This window comes from Ruegeria sp. CDSB114, assembly GCF_059611025.1.
In genome coordinates this window covers 1,100,531-1,115,278 of record NZ_JBXWOT010000001.1, presented here as the reverse complement: position 1 = coordinate 1,115,278, position 14,748 = coordinate 1,100,531, and the positions used below count along the sequence as shown (strand labels likewise).

Here is a 14,748-nt window from a genome sequence, read left to right as displayed (position 1 = left end):
GAATTGATTTATATCATGTTTTAAAGCACCATTTGCCCATTAATTTCAGTTCGCAGACCCCTTGAATGCAGGGTCGCGTGCATGGTTTTTCGGCAGACGCTGTGATGTGGGTCCAATTGAAAAGCAGACCTTTGTGACCGTTTGCTGCACGATTTGAGCTCAATCAAGTTTTCAGGCTAAGAGGATCAGCAATGTCCCGAAGTCTTCTGAAGTTTACCCGCGTTCTCGAGATCGTGGGGGATACGCTAAAGACAAAAGTTCCGAGTGACGGGTCCGCTGACGCGACGGTGCGTTTCAACGATCTGGCCGTGATCGAAACTGTCGATGGGCACAGAACGCTGGCGCAAGTCATCTTCATCGACCGCGATGTGATAACCTTGCAAGTGTTCTCGGGTACCAAGGGGATTTCGACCGAGGCGACAGCAACGTTCCTTGGTCATCCGATGCAAACCCCGTATTCGGCCAATATTCTGGGCCGGGTGTTTGACGGCGCAGGCGAGGCGATTGACGGCGGCCCGGACTTGTCTGCCGAACCGCGCATCGACATTGGGGGACCAACGGTGAACCCGGTTGAGCGGTCGGTTCCCAACAAGATGATTCGCACGGATGTGCCGATGATCGACGTGTTCAACACGCTGGTCGAAAGCCAGAAGATCCCAATTTTTTCGGTATCCGGCGAGCCGTTCAACGCGTTTCTCAGCCGCATCGGCATTCAGGCGGATGCGGATATTGTTGTGTTTGGCGGGCTAGGGCTAATTTTTGACGACTACCACACGTTCAGAACCTCGTTCGAGGATGCGGGCGTGTTCTCGCGGACCGTGATGTTCGTCAATCAGGCCATGGACCCGTTGGTCGAACGCCTGCTGGTGCCGGATATGGCGCTGGCCGTTGCCGAGAAATTCGCTGTGGAAGAGGGCAAGCGTGTTCTGGTCCTGCTGACGGATATGACCGCCTATGCCGATGCGATGAAAGAGGTTGGGATCAGTCAGGAACGCGTCCCATCGCAGCGTGGATATATGGGCGATCTCTACTCGCAACTGGCACGACGGTATGAGAAAGCTTGCGACTATGCCAAGGGTGGATCGGTTACTGTGCTGACTGTCACAACCATGCCCGGGAATGACGTGACGCATCCGGTGCCGGACAACACCGGATATATCACCGAAGGCCAGTTTTACCTGCATTCCGGGGTGATCGACCCGTTCGGCAGTTTGTCGCGCCTCAAGCAGAATGTAATCGGCAAAACCACACGCGAAGACCACGGCCAGATCATGAACACGATGATCCGGTTCTATTCCGAAAGCCGAGATGCCGCGCAGAAACAGGCCATGGCGTTTGACCTATCGGATTATGACAACCAGTTGCTGAAATTCGGCGCTTTGTTCCGCAAACGCTTTATGGACATCAACGTCTCGATCCCGCTGGAGGATGCGCTAGATCTGGGATGGAAGACACTAGCTGAATGCTTTGCCCCCGAGCAGTTGCTGATGAAGCAGGATCTGATCGACAAATACTTCCCAAAGGATGCACATGGCGCGGTTGCAGCTGAATAAATCGTCGCTTGCGCGCGAGCAGACGCAGCTGAAAAGCTATGAGCGGTTCTTGCCGTCTCTGGACCTGAAGCGTCAGCAACTGATGGCTGAACGGGCCAAGGCACGTAAAAATGTGCAGCACCTGCAGGAGGAGGTGACGCGCTTGGCACAGCAGGTCGGGGGAAAGCTGCCCATGCTGGCGCAACTAGGTGTCGACCTGGAAGGGTTGGTCGAACTAAAGGATTACCGGCTGAAGAAGGTCAACGTGGTTGGCGTTACCATGCCCGATCTGGACCGAATCGAGGTCGCGGTACGTCCGTATTCCCTTTTGGCCAAACCACATTGGGTGGATGCAGTGGCGCGTTTGTTGCATGACATGATCGAAGCCCGATTGCGCGTGAAAGTGGCCGAAGAAAGGGTCAGGATTTTTGACAAATCAGTCGCCACGATCACCCAGCGCGTCAATCTGTTCGAGAAGGTGTTGATCCCGCGCGCCAGGGCCAACATCAAGAAAATCCGCATCTTTCTGAGCGATGAACAGATGCAATCCGTTGTGCGCTCGAAAATCTCCAAACGCAAACATGCGAAGGAGGTTGCGGCATGAGTGTTGCAAGGCTGAAAAAACTGTCTTTGGTCGGCCGTGCCGCGAACAAGGGGGACACTCTAGGCGCGCTGCAGACATTGGGATGCATGCATGTTTTGCCTTTGGCACCGCCGCCGGCAGAGCCAGAGCGGATCAACGAGCGTGGAGCCCGAGATGCGTATAAAGCATTGCGGTTTTTGAAAGAATCGTCGGAAACGCGCCGTCAGGTTCGGCGCGATTCTGGTTTTGATATGGACCAGTTCGTTGGTGAAGTCCTGGACTTGATGCAGCGCATAAGGGATATGACCGACCACCGGGATTTTCTATCCCACCGGATCGCTCAGGTGCGCCCGTGGGGAGATCTGGATTTTCCGCCGAGTGATGTGTTGGCAGGCAACCGGCTTTGGTTCTATCAACTGCCGCTAAAGCACCGCGAGGCACTGGCGGAGCTTCAGTTGCCCTGGGCCATCCTGCAAGAGGATCACCGGTTTCTCTACGCCGTTCTGATCGCCCCGGAAGATCCCGAAGACGACATCCTTCCAGTGCCGCGCACCCATACGGGTTCGTTGCCCATTCACGAGCTTGAAGCTCAGCTGGAAGAGGCCGAAATCGCCATTGAGGCGCTGGAAGCCGAGCGTATCGGGCAGACCCGTTTTCTGACGTTGATGCGGCGTAATCTTGCCGCCGCCGAAAGCGCAGCCGAACTGGCCCATGCCACGCAAAAGGTCCGCGACGAAGGCGAAGTGTTTGCCCTGCAGGGTTGGGTGCCCAGCGATCAGGTCGAGGCTGTCCTGGATATGGCCAATTCGCAGAACGCCGCTGTATTGATCGAAGACCCGGGCCCGAACGAGATGCCTCCGACGCTGCTTGAGCAGCCGGAAAATCGCAGTGCAGCGGTAGACCTTGCCCTGTTCTATCAGGTTCCTGGGTACCGAGAATGGGACCCCAGCATAATCGTGTCCGTCTCGTTCGCGATCTTCTTTGCGATGATCGTTGCGGATGCCGGCTATGGCCTGGTTATCCTGCTGGGGCTGTTGGCCTTCTGGAAACGTCTCGACAATACACCGGCGAAAAGATCGTGGCGGCTTTATGGTCTGATCATCTCGGGCGCGACGGTCCTATACGGGATTTTGGTTGGAAGCTATTTTGGCGCTTCCCCGGCCTCGGGCACGATCTGGGGGAAACTCAAGCTGTTGGACCTGAACAATTTCGACTCGATGATGATGATTTCAATCGTGGTCGGCGTTCTGCACCTGATATTGGCGAATGCGCTTGCAGCACGCGCGTCTTGGGGGCGGCGCAGTTCCGTTGCCAATCTTGGCTGGATCGCGGTGTTGATCGGCGGGTTCATACTGTGGCTGAGCTATATGAAAGGCGGACCAACTGCACCGGGGGCCGCGATCATGATCGCTGGGGCCTTGGCGATCCTTCTGTTCACCAGCGAGCGCGAGATTGCCAAACCCTCTGACTGGCTGTGGCGCCTGATAGAGGGCGTGCAGGGGTTGGCCGGGGCGATGGGGGCCTTTGGCGATGTGCTTAGCTACATGCGCCTGTTTGCGCTGGGGCTGGCCTCGGCTTCGCTGGCGATCACGTTCAACGATCTGGCGGTCTCGGTGATGCAGTCCCTGAAAGGGCTGGGCCTTCTGTTTGGCGTGCTGATCCTGATCGCCGGGCACATCCTCAATTTCGCGCTCGCCATGATGAGCGGCGTCGTTCACGGATTACGTCTCAATTACATCGAATTCTTTAAATGGGGTCTGCCGGATGAAGGCATCGTCTTTCGCCCGTTCGCCCGCAAGGAGGTTCAGGAATGAATGAGCTTGTACTTACATTGGGCTGGTTGGGAATCTATGCCCCCATGGCGCTGGGCGCCGCAGCAAGCGCGATTGGCTGTTCCATTGCTGGACAGGCCAGTATCGGAGCGATGACGGAAACCGAAGGCGGGTATGGCCGGTTTATCGGCGTGTCGGCCTTTCCATCGACGATGGTGATCTACGGCATCGTCATCATGTTCACGCTGAACCGCGATGTGACGCCTGAAAATGCAGGCGGGCTGTTCGGGATCGGTATCCTGTCGGGCATCGCCCTGATGTATTGCGGCATCTGGCAGGGAAGGGCCTGTGCTGCAGCGATTAATGCAACCAAGGAAAAGCCCGAGATTTTTGGCCTGGCACTTGCGCCGGCTGCAATCATCGAGGGCTTTGGCGTATTTGCCTTTGTCTTTGCTTTGGTCATCAGCGCGGGGATTAGCTGATGGCACAGGACGGGATGATTTCGCATGGGGTGGATGCGCTGATCGACAAGCTGCGCAGCGATGGTGTGGCTGCCGGTCAGGCCGATGCAGACAAGCTGCGCGCTGATGCCAAAGCCGAGGCGGCCAAAATTCTTGCCGATGCCAAGCGCGACGTAGATGAGTATCGGAAAAAGGCCCGTGCCGAGGCGGATAATTATCGCACAGCCGGAGAAGAGGCGCTGAACACAGCGATGCGTGATGCGGTGCTTACAATGAAGGCCGGTCTGACAGATCGATTCCGCAAGGATGTTGAACGGCTGGTCACCCAAGAAATGACTGATCCTGAACTGCTGAAACAAATGATCCTTGAAGTCGTCGGTCGCGCCGCGTCAGACGCCAGACTGGAAGGGCCCGCGCAGGTCATACTGCCCCCCAGGGTCGCTACTCAGGATGACATCAAACAAAACGCCGATGATATTCAGTCGGGAAAGCTGACGCGTTACGTTCTGGGACTGACGGCTGAAATGCTGAAGGAACAGGTTGAGCTGCACAGCGCGGATGACACCCAGAATGGCATCCGCATCCGGGCTGATGAACAGGGGGTTGTTCTGGATCTGACCGATAAGGCAGTCGCCTCGTTGTTGATGGAACATTTGCAGCCGCGCTTTCGTGCCGTTTTGGAAGGTGTGATCCGGTAACATGTCGGACCCTGACGCCTATATCGCGCTGATCAGCAGCCTGCCGGGCTCGGAACGGTTGTTCATCGCCAAACAACCTCCGCTGTCGCGGCTCAGGCTGGACCGGCGCTTGCGGGCGCTGACACCAGCGGATGCGCGGGTTCTGGAGGTAATGGAACACGCTCTGAACTGGAACAACTATGATATGAACGTCACGGATGCACAGACCATTGAGCGATGCAAAGAAGCGCTCCGGCACATTCCACAACCGACCTTGCGCAAGCTGTTCATGGAACGGATGGATTTGAGGACGGCGGTTGCCGCGCTGCGCCTGCGCAAACAGGGGGGTGCTGCACCCAGTGGCGTCTATGGCGTTGGACGCTGGAGCCGACACATTCCGGCCAACTGGGGCGACCCTGCCTTTCGGCTGGAAACCCCAATGCCCTGGATCAAAGAAGCCAAACACTTGCTGGATGTCGATGATCCCCTGGGGCTTGAACGGTTGCTTTTGTCGGTCAGCCATAAGCAACTGAAACGCTACGCCGCGCGCCATCTATTCGATTTCGAAGCCGTGGCGATTTATGTTCTGATCTGGAATATTTTTGATCGCTGGGCGCAAAGCAATGCGCGTGACGCGGCAACGCGCTTTGAGAAACTGGCGCAACACGCCATGGCAAGTGCGATCGACTTGGATTTTGACGGAGTAAGCGCATGACAGCCCCAACCTCCGCCACGCAGACCTCTACTGCCCGCGTCGTCTCGGTACAGGAAGGGCTGGTACAAATTCAGGCGAACCCTGATGCCACAGGCCATCCCGGACAGCTGGTCAAGAATGAGGTCGTTTTCATTCTGCCCACGCGGCCCGGCCCCGGTGGACGTCAGGAACGTCTGAAAGCCGAAGTGTTACGGGTGCGGGGCGACACTGCCGATGTGCAGGTTTACGAAAGCACTGATGGCGTCGCCGTGGGCGACCCAGTCGAACAATCCGGGCAGCTGCTCTCGGTCGAACTTGGTCCTGGGCTGTTGGGGCAGGTGTTTGACGGCTTGCAGTCGCCTTTGGCCAAAGTGGCGGCAGAATTCGGAACCTTTCTGCCGCGTGGGGCGGACGTGGCGCCGCTGGACACTCAGGCAAAGTGGTCGTTTACCCCATCGGTCAAGGTGGGCGACACGGTCACTGCAGGCGACAGCATCGGGGCGGTGCCCGAGGGGCATTTCACCCATAAGATCATGCTGCCCTTTAATTGGGTTGGGGATTACAAAGTCATTTGGGTTCAGAAGGGTGCGGCCATGATCCATGATATCGTGGCGCGGCTTGAAGATGCACAGGGAGGTGAGCACACGCTGACCCTGTCGCAGAAATGGCCGGTACGGCGGGCTTTGCCGGAAAACGTTCTGAAACGCACCTTGTCCGAGCGGCTCTATCCAACCGAACCTGTCCTGACCTCTCAGCGCCTGATCGACACGTTCTTTCCGATTGCCCGCGGTGGGACGGCCTGTATTCCCGGTCCGTTCGGCGCAGGCAAGACGGTGCTGCAGAACCTGATTGCACGCAACGCCAAGGTGGACATCGTGATCGTGGTGGCCTGTGGTGAACGCGCGGGTGAGGTTGTCGAGACGATTGCGGAATTCCCGAAGATGACCGACCCGACCACTGGCGGCAGTCTGATGGACCGGACGATCATCATCTGCAACACCTCCTCGATGCCCGTAGCCGCGCGCGAGGCGTCTATATTCACCGGGATCACCCTGGGCGAATATTACCGTCAGATGGGGTACGACGTGCTGCTGATTGCGGACAGTACCAGCCGCTGGGCACAAGCGATGCGCGAGACATCCGGCAAACTGGAAGAAATCCCCGGCGAGGAAGGCTTTCCCGCCTATCTGGAAAGCTCAATCAAAGGGCTGTACGAGCGGGCCGGAGCGATGAAGACCAATGATGGGGACACCGGCAGCCTGACCCTGATCGGGACCGTGTCACCGGCAGGTGGGAACTTTGATGAACCGGTCACGCAATCGACGCTGTCCACGGTGAAGTGTTTCCTCGGCCTGTCGTCCGAACGCGCCTATAAGCGGTTCTATCCTGCGGTCGATCCGATGCTCAGCTGGTCGCGTTATCTGGAACAGCTCTCGGACTGGTACGACACCAACGCCGAAGCCGGATGGACGGGCAAAGTGCGCGACTTGCTGGCATTGATCGAAAGGGGTGAACAGGTTGACCAGATGATGCAGGTGACCGGCGAGGAAGGGGTCACGATCGAGGATTTTGTGACTCAGCAAAAGGCGCTGTTTGTCGACATGGTCTATCTGCAGCAGGATGCCTTTGACCCGGTGGATGCGTCGGTGCCGCTAGAGCGTCAGAAGATGACGTTCAAACTGGTCTATGGCGTCACTCAATCCACCGCGCAGTTCGCCGACAAGGCCGAGGTGCGCCAGGTCTTCACTCAGCTTACGGGATTGATGAAGAACTTCCACTATGCCGCCGAAAACACGCCGGAATTCAAATCTGTCTGGGGACAGGTGCAGGCCCTGTGTCAGGAAAAGTTCGGTGTGTGAAGAAATGGTAGCCCGTAGGGGAATCGAACCCCTCTTTCCAGGTTGAAAACCTGGCGTCCTAACCGATAGACGAACGGGCCGCATTGGCTAGCCTTGGGAATTCCACGGCTAGCTATGGCCAACCCGCTGGAAAATAGGCGAAAATTCAAGCTGGTAGCCCGTAGGGGAATCGAACCCCTCTTTCCAGGTTGAAAACCTGGCGTCCTAACCGATAGACGAACGGGCCACGCTAGCTTGTGGGGGGCCTTTTACGGTTTCACTCTGACCCCCGCAAGCCGAAAAACGCAGGGTTGTGAAAGTTTTTTGGCGGTGGCGAATGCGGCCTTAGATCGCTTCGGCGGCATCTTCCAATCTGAGTTGTACGGTTTGCCGTCCACCCCATGTGTTTACCTCAAGTCGTCCGGCGAAATGAAAGCGCGCGCCGCCGTGATTGGTCAGCCGTTCCCCCATTGGTCCGTCAAAGGCGCCAAACGCAATGGCATCCAACCCGGCACCCACCCCGTCCGATAGCGACAGCTTCAGATGGGAGTCGCCGACCCGCTTGGCAAAGCGCACCTGTAAGTCCGGAAAGGCATACCGCGGAGCCGGAGCACTGGCGCCGAAAGGCCCTGCTTTTTCAATCTGTTCAATCAGATCGACAGTGGCCGCGCCGGGCATAAGTGTGCCTTCCAGTTTCAGGTCTGCAGGGCCGGTATGACCTGCCCCTTGTTTTGCCAGCAATTCGCTGAGCCGTTCCATCGCCGGTTCCAGCTGATCACGCATGACCGTCAGGCCAGCCGCCATCTTGTGGCCGCCGCCCTTGACCAGCAGACCTTCCGCAGCCAGCCGCTGAATCGAAGCGCCCAGATCGACGCCGGTCACTGATCGGCCCGATCCTTTGCCCTCATCCCCGTCCAGACCGATGACGATGGCCGGGCGGTTGGCAGTTTCTTTCAAGCGCGACGCGACGATGCCGACAACGCCCGGATGCCAGCCTTCCCCGGCCGCCCAGACCAAGGGCGCATCAAGGCCCCGTTCTTCGGCCTGTTCCATGGCGGCTGCCCGAACCGCATTTTCAATATCGCGCCGCTCGGTGTTCAACTCGTCCAGCCGTTGGGACAGAGCCTCTGCTTCATGGGTTGAATCGGTGCTGAGCAGCCGGGCACCCAGATCGGCCTGACCGATCCGACCACCCGCATTGACGCGCGGGCCCAGCATGAACCCCAGATGATAGCTGTTGGGCGCGGAATCCATCCGCGCCACATCCGACAGCGCCACCAGACCCGGTCGCTGTCGTTGCGCCATGACCTTCAGCCCCTGACGCACAAGCGCGCGGTTTGCACCGATCAACGGAGCCACATCCGCCACCGTAGCCAGCGCCACAAGGTCTAGCATTGCAATCAGGTCAGGCCCTTTTGCACCCGCTTCGCGCAGTTGCCGTCCGGCCTCGACCAGCATCAGGAACACAACGGCGGCGGCACAAAAATAGCCAAGATCGCCGCTTTCGTCCTGTCTGTTCGGGTTCACCACGGCCACGCAATCGGGCAAAGTTTCACCACCAAGGTGGTGGTCCAGGACGATGACATCGGCCCCCTTTGCGGCGGCGATGGGTTCATGGCTGAGGGTTCCGCAATCGACGCAGATAATCAGATCATGCGCGGCGGCCAGTTCCTGCATCGCCGGGACATTGGGGCCATAGCCCTCATCAATCCGGTCAGGCACATAGAGCGTCGCCTGCAGGCCCATCTGACGCAACCACGTGAGTAGCAGAGCTGCCGAGCTGCCGCCATCCACGTCATAATCGGCAAAGATCGCAATGCGCTGCTTTAGACGGACCGCAGTCAGAAAACGGGTCGCCGCGGTTTCCATGTCTTTCATCGCGCGCGGATCGGGCAACAGCTCTTTCAGTTTGGGTTCTAAAAAGCCCGGTGCTTCCATTGCCGGAACACCGCGCCGGGCCAGAACCTGACAGACAGCCCTCGGCAGGCCGGCTTGTTGTACCAGCATCTCGGTCGCGCGCTCTACATCCGCCGAGGGGCCGACCCAGCGACGTGCTGACAGTGAATGTTCAACCCCAAGAAAGCTCATGTCCTGCCCCTGATGTGCCAAGGCCGGACCCTCGCGGACCCGGCCTTATCATTTCTATGGATAGCCCTGCACGATGGTCAGGCGCAAGAACTTAGCCGTCGCTATGCGACCACGTCGGCGTGCGGTAGGACATGCGCCGAACCGATCCGGTTTTCGACCGCATCAGCAGAGTGGTGGTTTCAACCCAGCCCGGCTCGCGCTTGATACGCGGCAGCAAAGAGCCGCCGGTGACGCCGGTTGCGGCAAAGATCACATCTGCGGTTACCATCTCATCGCGCGAATAGATGCGGTCCAGATCGGTGATGCCCGCTTTGGCGGCGCGGCCGCGTTCGTCATCATTGCGGAACAGCAGGCGGCCAAAGATCTGCCCGCCCATACATTTCAGCGCTGCGGCGGCCAGAACACCTTCGGGGGCGCCGCCTTGGCCCATATACATGTCGATCCCGGTGACTTCGCTTTCGGCGCAGTGCATGACGCCAGCAACATCACCATCGGTGATCAGGCGGATAGATGCACCGGTTTCGCGAACTTCGGCAATCATAGCCTCATGCCGAGGGCGTTCCAGAATGCAGACGGTAATGTCGGCAGGCTCGCAATCCTTGGCCTTGGCCAGTGCTTCCACACGTTCGCGCGGGCTCATGTCCAGGCTGACAACGCCTTCAGGGAAACCCGGGCCAACGGCCAGTTTGTCCATATAAACGTCCGGTGCATGCAGCATTGATCCGCGCGGGCCCATTGCTATCACAGTTAACGCGTTGGGCATGTCCTTGGCGGTCAGCGTGGTGCCTTCCAGCGGGTCCAACGCGATGTCGACGCCGGGACCATTGCCGGACCCGACCTCCTCACCAATATACAGCATCGGTGCCTCGTCGCGCTCGCCTTCACCGATGACAACGACACCGGCGATATCCAGAAGGTTCAGCTGTTCGCGCATGGCATTCACAGCGGCCTGGTCAGCGGCCTTTTCATCACCCCGTCCAACCAGCGAAGCCGAAGCAAGCGCAGCCTGTTCCGCAACCCGCGCCAGGCCCAGAGACAACAGGCGGTCATTGAAATCAATCTTGGCAGCACTCATTTTCACTATCCTCAGGTCAGTATCGGCGTCTTGTCCGGCATAGCCTGCGTATCGTGCAGGCCGCAAGGGTCAAACCTCTTCAATCCGCAAAGCAACCGGTGTGCCCGAAACAACATCGGTCTCGTGCAGGCCCAGCAAGGCGACATCCAGCGTGGCACGGGTGGTTTTGTGGGTAACTATCAGAACCGGCGCGGTGCTTTCCGCATGGGCGTATTGGCGCATGCGATCAATCGAGACCCCGGCATCGCCCAGGATGGCCGCAACTTTGGCCAAGGCGCCGGGTTTGTCCAGCAGACCCAGACGCAAATAATAGGGGGCAGGGCGACCAGTCAGCGCTGGCACTGCGTCCTGCAACGAACTGGCAGGGCGGCCGAAGGTCGGAATCTGAAGCCCACGTGCCAGATCGCAGACATCGCCCATCACCGCGCTGGCCGTTGGCCCTTCGCCAGCTCCGGGGCCACGCAGAACAACCTGCTCGACCGCGTCGCCTTCGATCACCACCATATTGGTGCCGCCTTCAAGCTGGCCCAGGGGCGAGTCACTGGGCACCAGACACGGCTGCATCCGCTGTTCAAGCCCCCGTGCCGTGCGCTGAGCCACGCCCAACAGTTTGATCCGGTATCCCATGTCATGGGCCTGGTCGATGTCATCCAGACTGATCTGCTGAATGCCTTCGATCTCGATCCCGTCGAAATTCGGTTTGGTGCCGAATGCGATTGAGGCAAGCAGCGCCAGTTTATGGGCGGCGTCTATCCCGCCCACATCCAGATTTGGATCGGCTTCAAGGTAACCCAGCTGCGCGCATTCGTCGAACAGGGCGTTATATCCCTGCCGCTGCGATTGCATCCGGGTCAGGATATAGTTGCATGTGCCATTCATCACCCCCATGACGCGGGTGATTTCGTTACCCGCAAGTCCTTCGGTCAGGGATTTGATCACTGGAATGCCGCCAGCCACGGCCGCTTCGAAGCGGATCACACGGCCCGCGGCTTCGGCCATTTCGGCCAGTTCCTGACCGTGAATGGCCAACAGGGCCTTGTTGGCGGTGACGACATCCTTACCACTGGCTAGCGCCGCTTCGACCGAGGCTTTGGCAGGTCCGTTTTCCCCGCCCATCAGTTCAACAAAAACATCAATATCGTCGCGCTGCGCCAATGCGACAGGGTCAGTTTCCCAAGCATAATCCGACAGGTTCACACCGCGATCCTTGCCAGCGTCACGCGCGGAAACCGCTGTGATCTGGATGGGACGACCCGTTCGTGCCTGCAGCAGGTCGGCATGGCGGCGCACGATCCTGACGACACCCACACCAACAGTTCCCAAGCCCGCAATTCCAAGCCGCAGCGCCTGTGTCATCCTGTGGGTTCCTTTCCGCTCGAATATCCTAAACTGGGGTGTTTCCCCGTTCCCGCTGCCTTAGCGGGTTCGGCGCCGAGGCGCAATCCGCGACACCCATGCCGGGCGGCAGAAAACCTGAGGATTAATTGGTCTGAGCGTTTTGCAATGCCGTTGCCTTTTTCTTCAACGCCTTGCTGCGGTCGGTCAGTTCACTTTCGACCTCTGCCGCTTCGTACAGCGGGTCAACAGGCACAGCGAAAACATCTGCCAGTGGGGTTAATTTGGGGTAGGGGGCCGATTGCACATTTGGCCCTTCGCGGTCTTTCAGCTCGGGAAAATTGGTGCATCCCAGGCAGAGCAAAACTAGGGGCAGAAGAAGAAGGGGCTTCATGATGAAACCTTATTGTGGCAACTGGCATCCGTGATGCACTTTTTGTCCGGTCGTTTCAAGCGGGCTTCTATCTGAACATCCGTTCAGATATGGTGGATACATGGCACGTACACAAGGCTCACACTCGGACATTACCGGCCCGCGTATCCGGCAGGCAGCGCTTCGGCTTTTCGCGCGCCATGGGTATGCTGCTGTTTCCATGCGGAAAATTGCGGGCGAGGTTGGGGTGCAGGCCGGGGCATTGTACAATTACACCCCGGATAAGCAGAGCCTTCTGTTCCGTTTGATGCGCGACCATATGCAGGATTTGTTGTCCGCCTATGGCGAGCAAAAGCAAACTGGCGATCCGCAGGATGCTTTGCGTCGGTTTGTCGGATTTCACATCCGGTTCCACCTGCAGCGCCCTGACGAGGTATTCATCGCTTATATGGAACTTCGGAACCTCACGCCCGAAAACTTCGCCGAAATAGAGGATCTGCGCCGCAAGTATGAAGACGGGCTTGAGGCCATTTTGCGCGAAGGTCAGCGGGCGGGTATCTTTGCGGTCGCGGATACGAAGATTGCGACATTGGCGGTCATCGCCATGCTGAACGGCGTCATGACGTGGTATCGCGCCGGTGGGCGGCTTTCGCTGGACGAGGTTGAAGCCGTCTATTGGGACATGGTCCGAAAGGCGATGACTGCTTAAGGGGCAGTCAATGTGCCGGCCGAATAAACGTCCCGTTGCGCAATTCGCGAAAAGCCTGTTCCAGCTCGGTCCGGGTGTTCATGACGATGGGGCCGTGCCACGCGACCGGCTCATTGATCGGTGCGCCGGAAATCAGCAGGAACCGGACACCTTCCGGACCTGCCTGAACGGTCACTTCGTCACCACTCCCAAAGCGAACCAGTGTTCGGTCTCCCGACATGTCACGAATGTTCACCTCTTGGCCGCCAACTTCTTTTTCCAAAAGGACCCCCGCAGGCCGCGAGGAATCAGCAAAGGCGCCCGCGCCTTCGAATACATATGCAAATGCGCGACGGTAGGTGTCTATGGGGAAGGTCTTCTTCACACCTGCCTGAATTTGGATGTCCAGATACTGAGGGTCGGCGGCGATGCCGTCGACTGGGCCTGTCTTGCCCCAAAACGTCCCCACGATCACGCGGACAACGGTTCCGTCATCGTCCATGATTTCAGGGATCTCTTTACGCGGCACGTCCTGATATCGCGGTGTTGTCATCTTTTGGGCCGCGGGTAGATTGCCCCACAGCTGAAACCCGTGCATTTGGCCGGTTTGGCTTCCCTTGGGCATTTCCTGATGCAGGATTCCGGACCCTGCCGTCATCCACTGCACATCACCCGCGCCAAGTGTTCCGTTATTGCCAAGTGAATCCGAATGGTCAACCGAGCCGGACAGGACATAGGTGATCGTCTCGATCCCGCGATGCGGATGCCATGGAAATCCAGCCTGATAGTCCTGCGGGCGTTCATTGCGAAAGTCGTCGAACAGCAAAAAAGGATCCAGTTCTGACGGATCCTGAAAGCCGAAGGCGCGGTGCAGTTTAACGCCTGCACCCTCCATTGTCGGTATGGCCTTTCGGGTTTCCAAAGTCGGTCTGAGGGACATTGCTGCGCTCCTGTTGCTATGGGGAAGATGTACCGCACTGCCATGGCGGGTCAATTTGCGCTGAAACACGCAACCTGTGCGAAATTCAGCAGGTGCGTTCGCCTCTGTTGTTTGGCTGGGAAAGTGGCTAAACCCAACTGCAAAGTGGGAGAGCAGCAAATGCAACAAGAAGTTCTGGCCGTGGTCAAAGCCTCATCACCCAGGCGGTGGATGGGTGTCGGAATGTTGTCGACCGTGGGCTTTCTGGTTGTTTTCGTCGCGCTTGCCGCGCCGCCGGAGCCATCCTGGCAGGCATTCCTGTTTGTGGTAGGCGCGGCGTCCTTCTGGCTGGCCTATCGCATGTGGCAGGCAACCTCGGATTGGATCGAGCTGACTGAGACCGAACTCAGAACCGGGGCAGGGCAGCCGATCGCCGCAATAGAAGACATTGAAACCGTCGAAAGAGGCGCGTTTGCCTTCAAGCCGTCGAATGGCTTTCTGGTAACAACCCGGCAATCAGGTGCAAATAGATGGGCGCCGGGGCTGTGGTGGCGCTTGGGACGCCGCGTTGGCATCGGCGGCATGACATCCGCCGCCGAAACCAAATTCATGTCCGAGATTTTGTCTGTGATGGTGGCAGAGCGCGGCTAGGTCAGACCTTCAGCGCCACCTCGTTATTCGAAGGCGGGGTGGAAGGCACTAAGATGCCAACC

The 14,748-nt window shown here is 58.4% G+C and carries 14 protein-coding genes and 2 tRNA genes; 9 read left to right on the top strand and 7 right to left on the bottom strand.

All coding sequences use genetic code 11. The features are described from left to right. The first annotated feature begins 191 nt into the window (after positions 1 to 191). Genes AC2FIP_RS05490 through AC2FIP_RS05460 form a run of 7 tightly spaced genes read left to right on the top strand, consistent with a single transcriptional unit; the run spans position 192 to position 7,578 of the window. On the top strand, positions 192 to 1,553 hold the full coding sequence (locus tag AC2FIP_RS05490) for a V-type ATP synthase subunit B (protein ID WP_496785445.1): 1,362 nt from the start codon (positions 192 to 194) through the stop codon (positions 1,551 to 1,553). Then, positions 1,531 to 2,136 carry a V-type ATP synthase subunit D gene (locus AC2FIP_RS05485; protein ID WP_496785444.1) on the top strand — a complete coding sequence of 202 codons (606 nt, stop codon included), beginning with the start codon at positions 1,531 to 1,533 and terminating at the stop codon, positions 2,134 to 2,136. The genes AC2FIP_RS05490 and AC2FIP_RS05485 overlap by 23 nt, the downstream gene beginning before the upstream one ends. Next, positions 2,133 to 3,929, top strand: coding sequence for a V-type ATP synthase subunit I (locus tag AC2FIP_RS05480; protein ID WP_496785443.1), 1,797 nt, complete (start codon positions 2,133 to 2,135; stop codon positions 3,927 to 3,929). The genes AC2FIP_RS05485 and AC2FIP_RS05480 overlap by 4 nt, the downstream gene beginning before the upstream one ends. Further along, on the top strand, positions 3,926 to 4,369 hold the full coding sequence (locus tag AC2FIP_RS05475) for an ATP synthase subunit C (protein ID WP_281972343.1): 444 nt from the start codon (positions 3,926 to 3,928) through the stop codon (positions 4,367 to 4,369). The genes AC2FIP_RS05480 and AC2FIP_RS05475 overlap by 4 nt, the downstream gene beginning before the upstream one ends. Continuing rightward, complete coding sequence (locus AC2FIP_RS05470) at positions 4,369 to 5,046, top strand: hypothetical protein (protein WP_142634693.1); 678 nt, start codon at positions 4,369 to 4,371, stop codon at positions 5,044 to 5,046. The genes AC2FIP_RS05475 and AC2FIP_RS05470 overlap by 1 nt, the downstream gene beginning before the upstream one ends. A gap of 1 nt (position 5,047) precedes the next feature. Beyond that, a complete protein-coding gene (locus AC2FIP_RS05465) occupies positions 5,048 to 5,740 on the top strand; it encodes a hypothetical protein (RefSeq protein WP_496785441.1) in 693 nt (230 codons plus the stop codon). Continuing rightward, positions 5,737 to 7,578 (top strand): V-type ATP synthase subunit A, encoded by a 1,842-nt coding sequence (locus AC2FIP_RS05460; protein ID WP_496785440.1) that lies wholly within the window; start codon positions 5,737 to 5,739, stop codon positions 7,576 to 7,578. The genes AC2FIP_RS05465 and AC2FIP_RS05460 overlap by 4 nt, the downstream gene beginning before the upstream one ends. Positions 7,579 to 7,583: 5 nt before the next feature. Here the strand turns inward: AC2FIP_RS05460 and AC2FIP_RS05455 are convergent. The 6 genes from AC2FIP_RS05455 to AC2FIP_RS05430 all read right to left on the bottom strand — a co-directional run bounded on the left by AC2FIP_RS05455 (position 7,584) and on the right by AC2FIP_RS05430 (position 12,449). Then, positions 7,584 to 7,658: transfer RNA gene (locus tag AC2FIP_RS05455), tRNA-Glu, on the bottom strand. A 71-nt stretch (positions 7,659 to 7,729) separates the two neighbouring features. Continuing rightward, positions 7,730 to 7,804: transfer RNA gene (locus AC2FIP_RS05450), tRNA-Glu, on the bottom strand. Positions 7,805 to 7,902: 98 nt separating this feature from the next. Continuing rightward, on the bottom strand, positions 7,903 to 9,645 hold the full coding sequence (recJ, locus tag AC2FIP_RS05445; protein ID WP_496785438.1) for a single-stranded-DNA-specific exonuclease RecJ: 1,743 nt from the start codon (positions 9,643 to 9,645) through the stop codon (positions 7,903 to 7,905). A 91-nt stretch (positions 9,646 to 9,736) separates the two neighbouring features. Then, positions 9,737 to 10,720 (bottom strand): class II fructose-bisphosphatase, encoded by a 984-nt coding sequence (glpX, locus tag AC2FIP_RS05440; RefSeq protein WP_271946243.1) that lies wholly within the window; start codon positions 10,718 to 10,720, stop codon positions 9,737 to 9,739. A gap of 69 nt (positions 10,721 to 10,789) precedes the next feature. After that, complete coding sequence (locus tag AC2FIP_RS05435; protein ID WP_142634682.1) at positions 10,790 to 12,076, bottom strand: homoserine dehydrogenase; 1,287 nt, start codon at positions 12,074 to 12,076, stop codon at positions 10,790 to 10,792. Between the two features lie 124 nt (positions 12,077 to 12,200). Beyond that, on the bottom strand, positions 12,201 to 12,449 hold the full coding sequence (locus AC2FIP_RS05430; RefSeq protein ID WP_142634680.1) for a hypothetical protein: 249 nt from the start codon (positions 12,447 to 12,449) through the stop codon (positions 12,201 to 12,203). A gap of 100 nt (positions 12,450 to 12,549) precedes the next feature. Between AC2FIP_RS05430 and AC2FIP_RS05425 the strand changes: the two genes are divergently transcribed. After that, a complete protein-coding gene (locus AC2FIP_RS05425; protein ID WP_142634678.1) occupies positions 12,550 to 13,137 on the top strand; it encodes a TetR/AcrR family transcriptional regulator in 588 nt (195 codons plus the stop codon). 7 nt (positions 13,138 to 13,144) lie between these two features. Here AC2FIP_RS05425 and AC2FIP_RS05420 read toward each other — a convergent pair whose 3' ends face one another. Further along, positions 13,145 to 14,056: a pirin family protein gene (locus AC2FIP_RS05420; protein ID WP_496785436.1), complete on the bottom strand. Its 912-nt coding sequence runs from the start codon at positions 14,054 to 14,056 to the stop codon at positions 13,145 to 13,147. Between the two features lie 159 nt (positions 14,057 to 14,215). Here AC2FIP_RS05420 and AC2FIP_RS05415 point away from each other — a divergent pair, with 159 nt between their 5' ends. Further along, positions 14,216 to 14,686 carry a hypothetical protein gene (locus AC2FIP_RS05415; RefSeq protein ID WP_281972336.1) on the top strand — a complete coding sequence of 157 codons (471 nt, stop codon included), beginning with the start codon at positions 14,216 to 14,218 and terminating at the stop codon, positions 14,684 to 14,686. Positions 14,687 to 14,748: the final 62 nt, after the last annotated feature.